Origin of the sequence: Desulfuromonas sp. DDH964 (genome assembly GCF_001611275.1) — a bacterium.
Lineage (GTDB): Bacteria > Desulfobacterota > Desulfuromonadia > Desulfuromonadales > DDH964 > DDH964.
The window spans coordinates 23,801-36,743 of the sequence record NZ_CP015080.1; the positions used below are offsets into that span (position 1 = coordinate 23,801).

A 12,943-nucleotide genomic window follows, 5' to 3' on the forward strand; every position below is an offset into this window, starting at 1 on the left:
GGCACTGTCGGGGGCCGCGCGGTGCGCGGCCCCTTTCTTTTTGGAGAATCGAACCATGAAGGGACGTCAGCTGGTTTGGGCCGGAGTGCTGGTTTTGCTGCTGGGCGGTTGCGTTGCCACCCCCCAGCAGCAACGTGCCGAGCGGGACCTGGAAGAGATGAAACGGCGCCTCGCCGACCTGGAGCGAGCCGTCGCCGCGCGCCAGCAGGACCAGGGCCTCGAAGGTCGCCTGGGAAACATGGCCCGGCAGCAGGCTGACCTGCAGGTCGCTCTGGATGCTCTGCGTGTCGAGCTCCAAAAGAGTAACGGGCGCCTGGAAGAGCTCAGCCACCAGGACCAGAGTCTGCGCGATGACCTGACGCTGTTGCGCGACGATCTCGGTTTGAAGGTGGCGGCCCTGGAGGAGCGCGTTGGCAAACTCGCCAGCGCGGCGCCGCCGGTAGTGGCGCCAGCGGCAGTCGCGGTACCGGCGCCGGAGGCCCTCTACGAGGAAGGTCTGCAGCTGATCCAGAAGCAGGGCGAATTCGCCCGGGGAATGGAGGTTCTGCGAAGCTTCCTCCAGCGTTACCCGCAGCATGAACTTGCCGTCAATGCCCAATACTGGATTGGCGAGGCCTTCTATGGCGAGAAGAAATACGAAAACGCCATCCTGCAATTTCAGGATGTGATCCAGAAGTATCCTGGCCATGCCAAGGCTCCGGCTGCCCTGCTCAAGCAGGGACTCGCATTTCACGCCCTGGGTGATATCAAGAACGCACGGGTCATTCTTCAGAAGGTGATCGACAGCTATCCCAAGAGCGAGGAGGCGGGCAAGGCCAGGGAGCGGCTCGCCCAGTGGCCGGCCCGTTGAGTCCGGGCAGAGAATCTGCAACCAGAACGGGGCGGCCAGTTGGCCGCCCCGTTCTGCTTTAGGCGCCGCTGCCGAAGCGGCGAAAGGCGGCAAGCAGATCATTCTGGCTGAGGATGCCGAGGAGACGCTCGGGTTCCTCGGGGTCGATGACCGGGAAGTAGCTGAGGTCGCGATGCTGCCGCAGGGTTTCGAGGGCGATGCGCAGCGGTGCGTCAGGGGGAATCGACCGGGGGTTGGGGGCGAGCAGGTCCCCGGCAACCACCAGCGGGACCAGCGCTGGTTCGAAGAGAAGGTTGCGAATCTCGGTGTAGTTGATCATGCCGAGGAAGCGCCCCTCGGCGTCGACCACCGGAAAGCGGTCGTAGCGGCTGTGGGCGATGAAGCGCAACAGCTCGTTGAAGGGGGTGGCGTTGCTGACCGTCTCCACGTTCTGGCGCATGATATGTCGCACCAGGATGTCGCCGGGGTCACGCAGCGGGTGCCCGGCCGGCAGGCCGAGGGAGGAGCGAAAGTGAGCGGCGACCGAATGGAGTCCTTCCAGCGCTCCCTGCGGCGCCCGTTTCTGCAGCAGGGAGAGGATCGGTACCTCGCCGGCCCGGACCAGGCCATGGCGTACCGCCAGCGGGCCGATCAGTTCGAAGATGACGACCGAGCCGAGGACGATGGTTTCAATCAGGCGGCCCCCCAGCGGCCAGGCCTGTACCAGAGAGTTGGCCAGGCCGATCGCCACCCCGGCCTGGGCGAGCAGTGTCAGCCCGACGTAGCTCTGTTCGCGCCGGCCGAAGGCACCGAGCCGGGCGCCGATGACCGCGCCGAGCCACTTGCCGAGGGTGCGGGAGAAGACGTAGACCATGCCGAGCAGGCCGATGTGGGTCACCCATTAAAAGGCGCCGGTCAATAGGGTAAAAAACTCCCGCGCAAGATTTTTGATTTTCTCGCCTTTACTCGTGGCCTTCGGCCACGAAGGTTGTCTGCTTCTCGACGTATGCCGGTATTTCGTTCCGTTTCCGTGTCAGCTCTTGGCTGCAACAGTCACCCATCAGGTTTAAGGCTCGATCGGCAGATGTTCCGTTCGCCGATGGCCCCTGCCGCTTTTCGCGGTCCAGAAAATTTTCGGTTCCATGCCGTGTCCAATGGATGTTGACAGGTCTTTTGGTTGTGAACCAGCCCCGTTGTGGCTCGCGGCATGGGCAGTCAAGATGCGGATAACCTTATCTGTCTGGGTGGGGCGGTTGACCAATCAGGCCTTTTGGTTGGGCCAACCCCATAGCTGGTTCCCCGCCCCAGCCAGTTCTATCAGGGAAACAGTTTTTCCGGCATAAACGGCACTTGGTCGCGCATAACGAAGAACGCCGCCCGGGTCAGCTTGTGGGCCAGGGCGCCGTGGGCCACCATGACCGGACACTTTGCGAGCTTGCGTTGATAGAACGCCCGCGCTTTCGGATCAAAACGACGGGCGAGTTCGGCCGCTTCGGAAAAGGCCCAGGCCAGGTATTTATTGCCGTTCTTTTCGTTGCCCCGTCCTTTGGCCTTGCCGTTGCTGGTCCAGCGACTGGAGACCTTGCGGCAATACGAGGCGTAATTTCCGACCTTGGCAAAGCGTTCGATGCACCCGGTTTCCAGCCGGATGGTCAAGCCCAGAATCTTGCCGACGCCGGGAAGGGACAGAAGATAGCGATAGGGGCCGTCGAGATCGATTTTACCTTCGACAACCGCCTCGATCTGCCGAATCTGCCGGGTAAGAAAGTCGATACTCTCCTTGCTGACCGCTCCGGCCAGGGCCAAATCCTCGTTTTCGGCGAGCAGGGGACCGATACGGTCACCTCGGAATCGTTTGATCTCGTTCGCCTTGAGTCGAACGCCGCAATTGCGGGTGACGATGTTCTGCAAGCTGATGATCAGCGAAGTCCGAAGGCGTATCAGATGTCCGCGTTTTCGCAACAGGTCGCGTACCGGACGCATTTCCTTCGGATAGATGTAGCCTTCCGGCAGAATGTTCAAGCGCAGCATCTCGGCCAACCAAAAAGAATCGTGGACATCGTCGACATGCTTCAACCCCTTGTAGGTTTGAATGGCCGCAGGATTGGCCAAATGAACTCGATATCCTTCGTCCATCAACAGATCCACCAGCCAGTACCAGTTGTAGGTCGATTCAACAACGGCGCCCATCAAGTCGGGCCGAAACGGCTGGAGGGTTTGTAAAATCTGCTTCGGGTCGTTGTCCAGCTTCTTTTTGAAAATCCTCTTTCCGTTCTGGTCAATGATTCCAAGATAGTTGTTATTTGAGTGCAGGTCGAAACCAGAGTAGAGTTTCATAAGGCACCTCCTAAAATAGGGAGTTGTTTGTTGTTCCTAGCGTACCAGGATCGGCCTGGTAGCGTAGGAGGTGCCTTTTAGAGGATTATCAGGCTTTCGATGTGAAGATTGGCGCCGGCCAAAACGAAAAAGGCGATATAGAGGAGGTAGTCGACCTGGCGCAGTGCCTCGATGAGTTGATGCCAGCGCGGCGAACTGTTGGCGAAGGTGATGCCGAAGGTGAGGCTGGCGAGGAGCGGGTCGATGCCGAGCTGGCGGCACAGGGCGGAGCTGGCGATGACCCCGCCGAGGAGGAGTACCCGCTGTTCACTGGCCAGCTCCAGGCGCTGGGCCCAGATCGAGAGGAGGAAGCCGAGCAGGCTGCCGATGACGATCGGTCCGATCATGCGTGCCGCGAGGATGGCGAGCGCCTCCTCGGGACGGATCAAGAGGTGGGTGAGCAGGGCAAAACCGAGGACCGACACCAGGTTGTTGAAGCCGACCAGGGTCAGCACCGTTCCGGTCACCGGACCGTCGGCATCGTATTCACGAATCACCATCAGGGTGGCTGCCGGCGCCGTGGCGACGGCGATAATACCGAGGAGCAGGCCAAAGGTGAGCGAGGTCGTCCAAAGGTCGAGACCCGGCAGGGTTTGCTGGAGATAGAACTGGTTGGTGATCAGGGTCGAAGTGGCGACGAGGAAGAAGGTAAGCAGAATTTCGCTGGCGGAGAAGACCAGGATCCGGTGCCGCCAGCGGCGCAGCTGTTCCATCTGGAAGAGGCCGCCGATATTCATCAGGATCAGGGCGAGGCCGATATCGGCCAGGGGGCGCAGTTCGATAAGCGCCTGCTGGCTGATCAGTGGTGGGAGTCCGGCGATGCGGGTGAAGGAGGGGCCGAGGAAAAGGCCAACGAGGAGATAACCGGTGACCCGCGGCACATGGCAAAGGGCAGCGAGGCGGCCGCCGGCCAGGGCGCCGAGAAAGATACAGGCCAGGGCCTGAAGGATGGGAATCAGGGTTGGGGCCATGGTCGCACCCTGCGGCCCTGGCGGGCGGCGGACGGTTGGCGCTGCCGCCCTCAGCTGCAGGGTGCGGCGCTTATTTCACAGCGGGCATTGGGCCGGTTCGGGGGAGTCCCGGTTCAGCGGATGATTTTCCAGCTGCCGTCGGGTTGGCGACAGGCGGTACCGTAGGCCTGTTGTTTCTCGCCGCCGACGTAGATGGTTTGCTGGTACTCCCGGCAGTACTGCCCCTGGGGGTTCTGATAGGTCTCTACCGGGGTAATCGACCCGGCATTGCCGCTGTCGGGGTTGCGCCAGGTCGTGGTGGTCCGGGTCGGGGTATACTCGAGGGCATACTGGGCATTCTGCTGCATCGCCAGCTGGTCGGCACGATCGAGGGAACGGCCGATCTCCTGCCCCATCAGGGCGCCGGCGAGGGTTCCGATGGCCACGGCCACCAGGCGTCCCTGGCCGTGCCCGACCTGGGCGCCGAGGAGGGCCCCGGTGCCGGCACCGAGCAGGGTCCCGGCGCCCTCTTTCGGCCCGGAGGCGGGAGAGCAGGCGGAAACGAGGAGCGCGACGATGGAAAGGATGACGAAGAAGCGTTTCATGGGATTCCTCCCCTGTAACGGGATCGAGGTGGAAAGCTTTCGATGGCAAGGGATATATCTACCCCACCCCGCAAGTTTAACGACGGCCAGGGAGGTGTCAAGGCACCAGGGTGGGCGCGGTCGCCCCTGAACCGGTGCTCAGGATGTCCAATCGGGGCCCGGGACTGCCGTCCTGAACTTTCCTGGTACTATCGGTATCTTTTCGGCAGGGAAGGGTGTATCCTGTAAAGCAAGTACGCCCATCTACGGATCCCTCCACTCCTGCTCCCTCGCCCCTTCATGCCATTCGGAGATACCTGCTGTGGCCTGAAGTGATCCGACGGTCGTGCCGGGTTACCAGTTCCATCCAACGTCAGGTCTGACCCGTAACTGCCAGCGTCTCCCTGGTACTTACCGGCCATCCCTTGGCCATTCCCAGGAAAGGGAGTCACGTCATGCAAGTCACACCCCTGTCCGTCGGCGATCCGATCGAGGGCCGCTGCACCAAGTGTCGCAAGAATACCAATCACCTGATTCTGGTCATGGCCGAAACCGAGCCGGCCAAGGTGGAATGTAAGGTCTGCGGCCGTCAGCACAAATACCGGACGCCAACGGTGACAAAATCTCCCGCCGCCCGGCAGGCGCTCAATCACCGGGAGGCCGAACGCAAAGAGTGGGAAGGTCTGCGCCCCGGCATGAAAAGCGAGGAAGCTTCGGCCTACTCCATGAACGGCGCCTACCGGGTCAAGGCCCTGATCGACCATCCCCTGTTCGGGCTCGGGCTGGTGCAGCGCGTGGTCGGCTCGCAGAAAATCGAGGTTCTGTTCGAGGATGGCAAAAAGACGATGCGTTGCCGCTAGTTCGCAGCAGGGGCCGGCGACAGGTTGAGGAGGGCGCATGGCAGATCGGGTGCAGATGAGGCAACGATGAAGATTTGCGGGTTATGTGAAGAACAGAGCAAAAAATCACGCAACGGCAAACCCCATGACGATCTGGTCAAACTCGATGCCTGCCGGATTTTCGGCGGCAGGAGTCCGCGCGGGTTCGAGGAGCAGGATTATCAGTGCCTGAGCTGTCAGGCCAAGTTTACCCACAGTACCGACCGTAATGATCAGCCCTGGACTTTGTGGCGCGGATAGCTGCTGCCTCCTGCGGCCATTCTTCTCCCGTCGATTTGCCCCTAATGCCTTGTCATGAAAACTTCGCGGCTGGAGCTCCATCCCTACATCCTGCTGACCCTGGCCGTCCTCTTCTGGGCCGGCAATTTCATTCTCGGCCGCGCCTTTCACAGTGACATCCCCCCCATTGCCCTGGCCTTCTGGCGCTGGGTCGGTGCGGCGTTGCTGGTCAGCGGACCGGCGCTGAAGTTCCTGCGCCGCGACGGGCCGCTGCTGCGCCGCCACTGGCGCATGGTGCTGCTCCTCGCGGCGCTGGGGATCGCGGCCTTCAATACCCTGGTCTACAGCGGTTTGCAGTACACCCAGGCAATCAATGCCCTGCTGATGCAGTCGCTGATGCCGGTGCTGATCGTTCTCCTCTCCTTCCTGCTCTTCGGCGAACGGGTCAGGCCATTGCAGGCCCTCGGCATCCTCGTCTCCCTCGCTGGCGCCATCACCATTATCGCTCATGGTGACCCGGCGCTTCTGGCGGCGCTGCGGTTCAATCGCGGCGACCTGCTGGTGGCCGCAGCGGTGGTCTGTTACGCCGGATATTCGACGCTGCTGCGCAAGCGGCCGCCGGTCCACCCCCTCTCCTTTATTGCCGTCACCTTCTGGCTTGGCGCCCTCATGATTTTCCCCCTCTACCTCTGGGAGACCTTCTGGGTGCGTCCGCTCAGGCTGCAGGCCGGCGCCGCCCTGGTCATCGGCTACGTCGCCGTCTTCCCCTCCATCGTCTCCTATCTCTGCTACAACCGCGGCGTCGCAGAGATCGGCGCCAACCGCGCCGGCCTCTTCATCCACCTGCTTCCCCTCTTCGGCAGCCTGATGGCGATCCTGTTTCTCGGCGAAACCTTCTTCCTGTATCACGCGGTGGGGATCGGCCTGATTGCGGCCGGGATTTATCTGGCGACCCGCACCCGTTAGTACCGGCAGTCGGTTTCTCCCTGCTCCATACCCACCTACCTGCTCGCTCCCCACTGGTTGTGAAAGACGATCTCGGCGAGCGCCTTGCGCGGCCGCGGGCGCGGCTCCTGGTCCGGGTAGCCGAGGGGGGTGATGCCGATCACGCGGATGGTATCCGGAATCGCGAGCGCCGCGCGAAGCGCCCCTTCGTCGAACCATCCCATCCAGCAGCTGCCGAGGCCGAGGGCATGGGCGGCGAGGCAGAGGTGCTCAAAGGCGATGGCGGCGTCGGCGATATAGTAGGCGATGCCGTTCTCGACTCCCGATTCGGCCGGGTCGGCGCAGACTACGATCACCAGCGGGGCCGTGGCGAGGGCCCGGTAGCCCGGATTATCTTCCGGGAAGGCCTGCAGCAGGGCGGCACGGCGCTGCGGGTCGTCGATCACCAGAAAGCGCCAGCACTGCAAATTCTTCCAGGAGGGAGCGAGCCGCGCCGCCTCCAGCACCTGGGCGAGTTTCTCCGCCTCTATCGGCGTCTCCCGGTACTTGCGGATGCTGCGTCGATCCCGAAAGACGTCGAAGATATCCATCCCCGTCAGCTCCTTTCTTCCCCTACATATTGCGGCGGTACTGGCCGCCGACGGCGTAGAGCGCCTTGCTGATCTGGCCGAGGGAGGCGACCTCGACCGTCTCCATCAGCGCGGCGAAGACGTTCTCTCCCTGGGCGGCCGCCTGCTGCAGGCGCTTCAGAGCCGCTGGCGCCGCCTGCCGGTGGCGCTGCTGGAAGGCGCGCAGGTCGGCGAGGCGCTGGTCCTTCTCCGCAGTGGTGGCGCGTGCCAGGGTGTCGGGAATCCGGTACCCCTCCGCATCGGCCCTGGGATTGAGGTAGGTGTTGACGCCGACGATCGGCAGCTCGCCGGTGTGCTTCTGGTGCTCGTAGAGGAGCGATTCCTCCTGGATGCGGGTGCGCTGGTACTGGGTCTCCATGGCGCCAAGGACGCCGCCGCGCTCGTTGATGCGGTCGAACTCGGCGAGGACGGCCTGTTCGACCAGATCGGTCAGCTCTTCGATGATGAAGGTTCCCTGCAGCGGGTTCTCGTTCTTCGCCAGGCCGAACTCCTTGCTGATGATCATCTGGATCGCCATCGCCCGGCGCACCGACTCTTCGGTCGGCGTGGTGATCGCCTCGTCGTAGGCGTTGGTGTGCAGTGAGTTGCAGTTGTCATAGATGGCGAGGAGCGCCTGCAGGGTGGTGCGGATGTCGTTGAAGTCCATCTCCTGGGCATGCAGCGAGCGCCCCGAGGTCTGGATGTGGTACTTGAGCATCTGGCTGCGCGGGTTGGCGCCGTACTTGTCGCGCAGCACCACCGCCCAGATGCGCCGCGCCACCCGGCCGATCACCGAGTACTCGGGGTCGAGGCCGTTGGAGAAGAAGAAGGAGAGGTTGGGGGCGAAGTCGTCGATCTGCATGCCGCGCGAGAGGTAGTACTCGACGAAGGTGAAGCCGTTGGCGAGGGTGAAGGCGAGCTGGCTGATCGGGTTGGCGCCCGCCTCGGCGATGTGGTAGCCGCTGATCGAGACCGAATAGTAGTTGCGCACCTTCTGGTCGATGAAATACTGCTGGATGTCCCCCATCAGCTTGAGGGCGAACTCGGTGGAGAAGATGCAGGTGTTCTGCCCCTGGTCTTCCTTGAGGATATCGGCCTGGACCGTGCCGCGCACCGTCTGCAGGGTGCAGGCGCGGATCTCTGCCGCTTCGGCGGCGGAGGGCTCCCGCCCCTGCGCATCGCGGAAGCGGGCGAGCTGCTGGCGGATCGCGGTGTTGAAGAACATCGCCAGCAGGATCGGCGCCGGGCCGTTGACCGTCATCGAGACGCTGGTCATCGGATCGCAGAGGTCAAAGCCGGCGAAGAGCTTGTCCATGTCGTCCTGGGTGCAGATCGAAACCCCGCTCTCGCCGACCTTGCCGTAGATGTCGGGGCGCTCGTCCGGATCCTCGCCGTAGAGGGTGACGCTGTCGAAGGCGGTGGAGAGGCGCTTGGCCGGATCGTTCTCGGTCAGGTAGTGGAAGCGGCGGTTGGTCCGCTCCGGCGGGCCTTCGCCGGCAAACTGACGCTTCGGGTCCTCGGCGGTGCGCTTGAAGGGGAAGAGGCCGGCGGTGTAGGGGAAGCAGCCCGGGAGGTTTTCCTTCATCGTCCACTTGACGATCTCCCCCCAGTCCTCGTAGTCGGGGACGCAGACCCTGGGGATGCGGGTGCCGGAGAGGGTGGTGGTGAAGAGGGTGGTGCGAATCTCCTTGTCGCGCACCTTGGTAACCATCTCGTCGGCGCGGTAGGCCTGCTTCAATGCCGGCCAGCCGTCGAGGGTAGCTTGCACCGCCGGAGCGAGCTGCGGCTGGCGTTCGGCGATCGCCTGCTGCAGCGCGGCGGCCGCCGGGCCTTCACCAACCAGGTCACGGGCGCCGCTGAGCTGGAAGAGCTGGCGGGCGAGGCGCGACTGGTCCTCGACCTGCTGGTGATAGCGGCGCATGGTGCGCACGATCTCGCCGAGGTAGCCGGCCTGCTCCGGTGGGATGATGTGGTGGCGCTGGCCGGTCTCGGTGCCGCACTCCAGGGTCGAATGCCAGCCAAGCTTCTTTTCGGCGTTGAAGGCGTCGATCAGGGCACGGTAGAGGATGTTGGTGCCGGGGTCGTTGAATTTGCTGGCGATGGTGCCGTAGACCGGAATCGCCGCATCGGGGGCATCGAAGAGGTTGCGGTTGCGCCGGTACTGCTTGCGGATGTTGAGGAGGGCATCCTCGGCCCCTTTCTTCTCCATCTTGTTGAGGGCGACGAAGTCGGCGAAGTCGAGCATGTCGATCTTCTCGAGCTGGGTCGGGGCGCCGAACTCGCTGGTCATGACATAGAGGGAGAGGTCGCAGACCTCGACGATGCCGGCGTTCCCCTGGCCGATGCCGCTGGTCTCGACGATGATCAGGGAGAAGCCGGCAGCCTTGAGGATGTCGAGTGCCTCGTGGATCGCTGCCGAGAGTTCCGATTTCGACTTACGGGTCGCCAGCGAGCGCATGTAGACCCGTGGCGAGTCGATGGCGTTCATGCGGATGCGGTCGCCGAGGAGCGCACCGCCGGTACGCTGCCGGGTCGGGTCGACGGAGAGGATGGCGATGTCCTGGTCCGGAAAGTCGAGCAGAAAACGGCGCACCAGCTCGTCGGTGAGGGAGCTTTTGCCGGCGCCGCCGGTACCGGTGATGCCGAGGACCGGGACATCGCGGGCGTGGCCGCGAATCCGTTCGAACAGGGCCACGACTTCCGGGGTCTGGTCATGCAGGGCGAGCTCGGCCCAGGTGATGAGCCGGGCGATTGCCGCGTAATCCTTGTTCAGGACCCCCTGCAGGTTCTCCTCGGGTTGCACCGGCGTCGAGAAGTCACAGGCTGCGAGCTGGTGATTGATCATCCCCTGCAAGCCGAGCTTACGCCCGTCCTCGGGAGAGAATATCCTGCTGACCCCGTAATGGTGGAGCTCCTCGATTTCGTCGGGGAGGATGACCCCGCCGCCGCCACCGTAGACCCGGATATGGTCCGCCCGGCGTTCCCGGAGGAGGTCGATGATGTACTTGAAGAACTCCATGTGCCCGCCCTGGTAGGAGCTGACCGCGATCCCCTGGGCGTCCTCCTGAATCGCAGCGGTAACGATCTCGTCCACCGAGCGGTTGTGGCCGAGATGGACGACCTCCACCCCCGACGCCTGCAGCAGCCGGCGCATGATGTTGATCGAAACGTCGTGGCCGTCGTAAAGACTGGTCGCGGTGATGAAGCGGATCGGATGGTTCGGGCGGTAGGCGGCAACTTCCATCGGCGGGTCTCCTTCTTCTCCGGCTCGGAATTGGCGAACACTGTTTTAATCTAATGTCAATTTAGCAAGCGCCATGCCATACCCGGGGCCCCCTGTTTTTCCCCGCTTGGCGCCGCCTGGCCGGTCCGGCGGTGCCGTCGCCGGCAACGGAAGGGTCGGATAGTGACGTTTTCGGCCCCGCCCTGTCTACATTTGTTTACAGTTGCGCTGGGTCCGGAGGTTCGCCGGTGACCTTCAGTCCTTGACGTTTCCAGGCCTTTGCGGCAGCAGCAGGGTCTGGGCGCGCCAGCGCTTCCAGCGGAGTGTAAACGGCCCGATTGATAGCTCGTGGCTGACGCAGCCTTGCCCGCCAGCGAGGGAATGAAGCGCTACAGGGTGGAAGTTTCCCCGGAAATAGTGTAGAACAATGTTACGATGTTGATGGGACGCGCAGCCGTATCGCAGGTCGGCTGTCGTCTCCCCTCTCCAGTTCACCTCCCGGAAGCAACCGGGTTATTCGGACGCGGGCAAACCCGATGAAAGCGATGCCAATGTCAGGACGAAACAAGGCGGGCGCCTCCCCCCAGGGGCGGGGCGAACGCTGGAGTCTCTCCCTCAACCGACAGCAGAAGATCGTCGCGGTCGGTGACCAGGGGCCCTTTGCCAGCCAGGATCTGGCGGTCCATATTGGCCGCAGCCTGGAGCAGGTGGAAGCCCTCAAGCATTTCCACGCCCTCCTGGCCAAGGGGTTCTGTTTCCGGGCCCTGCCGGTGCAGCTCGATGAGCGCTGGTACCTCGCCGAGTATCTCCCCCAGGAGGCCGGTGGCACCCTGGTCCTCGATGCCCTGGCGGAGGGGGGCGAGGCCGCCATGGCGCTGCATGACTTTGTCCAGGCGATCGACCCTTTCTCCCTCGAAGCGGGGGGGGGTATTCTGCTGGTCGACCGCGCCGGCGTCATTCTCATGGTTAACCGTGAGTTCGCCGCTATCCTCGGCCTCCAGGCGGTCGCCATGCTCGGTCGCCATGTCAACGAATCGTACCCGGTGGCGACCCTCTCCCGTCTCCCCAAGGTGATGGCGTCGGGCAAAGCGGAAATCGGCGAGGCTCATCGCCTCAACGGTCGCCAGATCATTGCCAGCCGCTGGCCGCTGATCCGCAACGGCACAGTCTATGGTGCCTATGGCAAGGTCCAACTCCGCGAAGGTCCGGATGGCACTCGCTTCGCCGGCAAGCTCCCCGCGGTGGAAGGGAGTGCGAACCGCCGCGGGGTTGCGCGGCACCGGCCGACCGCCCTTTACGGTATCGAACAGATCGTCTGCCAGGGGCAGCCGATGCTCGACCTCAAGAACCGCCTGGTGCGCATTGCCGAACGCTCCTCCACGGTCCTGCTGATCGGGGAGAGCGGCACCGGCAAGGAACTCTTCGCCCACGCCATTCACTCCCTGAGCCGCCGCAAGGACGGCCCCTTCGTCCGGGTCAACTGTGCCGCCATTCCCGAAAGCCTGCTCGAGGCCGAACTTTTCGGTTATGTCGAGGGGGCCTTCTCGGGAGCCCGGCGCGGCGGCCAGATCGGCAAATTCGAACAGGCTCACGGCGGGACCCTCCTTCTCGATGAAATCAGCGAGATGCCCCTCTCGATGCAGGCGAAGCTGCTGCGCGTCCTGCAGGAGCGGGAGATCTCCCCCCTTGGCAGCCAGGAGGTGCGCTCGGTCGATGTCCGCTTCGTTGCCGCCACCAACTGCGACGCCCAGGCGCTGGTCAAGGAAGGGAAGCTGCGCTCCGACCTCTACTACCGGATCAATGTCGTCGCCATCGTCGTGCCGCCGCTGCGGCAGCGGCCCGAGGACATTTTCTGCCTGACCCGTCACTTCATCAACCAGTTCAACGCCGAGTTCGAGCTCAATGTTCAGGGGCTCAGCTCGCGGGCCTGGGCGGCGCTGCGTGCCTACCCGTTCCCGGGGAATGTCCGCGAGCTGCGCAGCGCCATCGAGAGCGCCTTCAACATGGTCAACGGCCCCTTTATCCGGCTCTACGATCTCCCGCCCCAGCTGGCCGACTATCCGCAAGGGGAGGTGGCCGCCGCGGGGAGCGCCAGGGGAGGCCACCCGGTGGTCAGCGGTGCCATCGACGGGCGGCCGCTGCAGGAAATCATCGAGGGGATCGAAAAGGAGCTGATTGTCGGCGCCATGGAGAAGGTCGGCGGCAACAAGCTGGCCGCTGCCAGCCTGCTCGGCATCTCCCGCCCCGGCCTCTACAAGAAGCTGCAGAAGTACAACCTTATCTAGCCGCCGGAGCTTGGGCCTGTCATGG

11 protein-coding genes are annotated in these 12,943 nt (G+C 63.5%); 4 read left to right on the top strand and 7 right to left on the bottom strand.

Annotated elements, in window-relative coordinates:
• Positions 1-55 precede the first annotated feature (55 nt).
• Positions 56-850 carry a tol-pal system protein YbgF gene (gene ybgF, locus DBW_RS00110; protein ID WP_066722466.1) on the top strand — a complete coding sequence of 265 codons (795 nt, stop codon included), beginning with the start codon at positions 56-58 and terminating at the stop codon, positions 848-850.
• Positions 851-908: 58 nt separating this feature from the next.
• On the opposite strand, the gene DBW_RS00115 is transcribed toward ybgF, so the two are convergent.
• From DBW_RS00115 to DBW_RS00130, 4 genes are all read right to left on the bottom strand, one after another.
• Positions 909-1,727: a CBS domain-containing protein gene (locus DBW_RS00115; protein ID WP_066722469.1), complete on the bottom strand. Its 819-nt coding sequence runs from the start codon at positions 1,725-1,727 to the stop codon at positions 909-911.
• Positions 1,728-2,146: 419 nt separating this feature from the next.
• Entirely contained in the window at positions 2,147-3,166 is a 1,020-nt protein-coding gene (locus DBW_RS00120; protein WP_066722476.1) for an IS110 family transposase, read from the bottom strand.
• A gap of 77 nt (positions 3,167-3,243) precedes the next feature.
• Positions 3,244-4,176: a cation:proton antiporter gene (locus DBW_RS00125; RefSeq protein WP_066722478.1), complete on the bottom strand. Its 933-nt coding sequence runs from the start codon at positions 4,174-4,176 to the stop codon at positions 3,244-3,246.
• Positions 4,177-4,289: 113 nt separating this feature from the next.
• Positions 4,290-4,760 carry an RT0821/Lpp0805 family surface protein gene (locus DBW_RS00130; RefSeq protein WP_066722481.1) on the bottom strand — a complete coding sequence of 157 codons (471 nt, stop codon included), beginning with the start codon at positions 4,758-4,760 and terminating at the stop codon, positions 4,290-4,292.
• A 434-nt stretch (positions 4,761-5,194) separates the two neighbouring features.
• Between DBW_RS00130 and DBW_RS00135 the strand changes: the two genes are divergently transcribed.
• A complete protein-coding gene (locus DBW_RS00135; protein ID WP_066722484.1) occupies positions 5,195-5,599 on the top strand; it encodes a hypothetical protein in 405 nt (134 codons plus the stop codon).
• 105 nt (positions 5,600-5,704) lie between these two features.
• On the opposite strand, the gene DBW_RS18670 is transcribed toward DBW_RS00135, so the two are convergent.
• Positions 5,705-5,959 (bottom strand): hypothetical protein, encoded by a 255-nt coding sequence (locus DBW_RS18670; protein ID WP_197463683.1) that lies wholly within the window; start codon positions 5,957-5,959, stop codon positions 5,705-5,707.
• Here DBW_RS18670 and DBW_RS00145 point away from each other — a divergent pair.
• A complete protein-coding gene (locus tag DBW_RS00145; RefSeq protein WP_066722489.1) occupies positions 5,933-6,823 on the top strand; it encodes a DMT family transporter in 891 nt (296 codons plus the stop codon). The genes DBW_RS18670 and DBW_RS00145 overlap by 27 nt on opposite strands.
• Before the next feature lie 35 nt (positions 6,824-6,858).
• Here DBW_RS00145 and DBW_RS00150 read toward each other — a convergent pair whose 3' ends face one another.
• The gene (locus DBW_RS00150; protein WP_066722492.1) at positions 6,859-7,392 is read right to left on the bottom strand and encodes a nitroreductase family protein; all 534 of its coding nucleotides are present in this window, start codon (positions 7,390-7,392) and stop codon (positions 6,859-6,861) included.
• A 22-nt stretch (positions 7,393-7,414) separates the two neighbouring features.
• Entirely contained in the window at positions 7,415-10,654 is a 3,240-nt protein-coding gene (gene icmF / locus DBW_RS00155; protein WP_066722494.1) for a fused isobutyryl-CoA mutase/GTPase IcmF, read from the bottom strand.
• Positions 10,655-11,184: 530 nt separating this feature from the next.
• Between icmF and DBW_RS00160 the strand changes: the two genes are divergently transcribed.
• Positions 11,185-12,918 carry a sigma-54 interaction domain-containing protein gene (locus tag DBW_RS00160; RefSeq protein WP_066722496.1) on the top strand — a complete coding sequence of 578 codons (1,734 nt, stop codon included), beginning with the start codon at positions 11,185-11,187 and terminating at the stop codon, positions 12,916-12,918.
• The last annotated feature ends 25 nt before the right edge of the window (positions 12,919-12,943 follow it).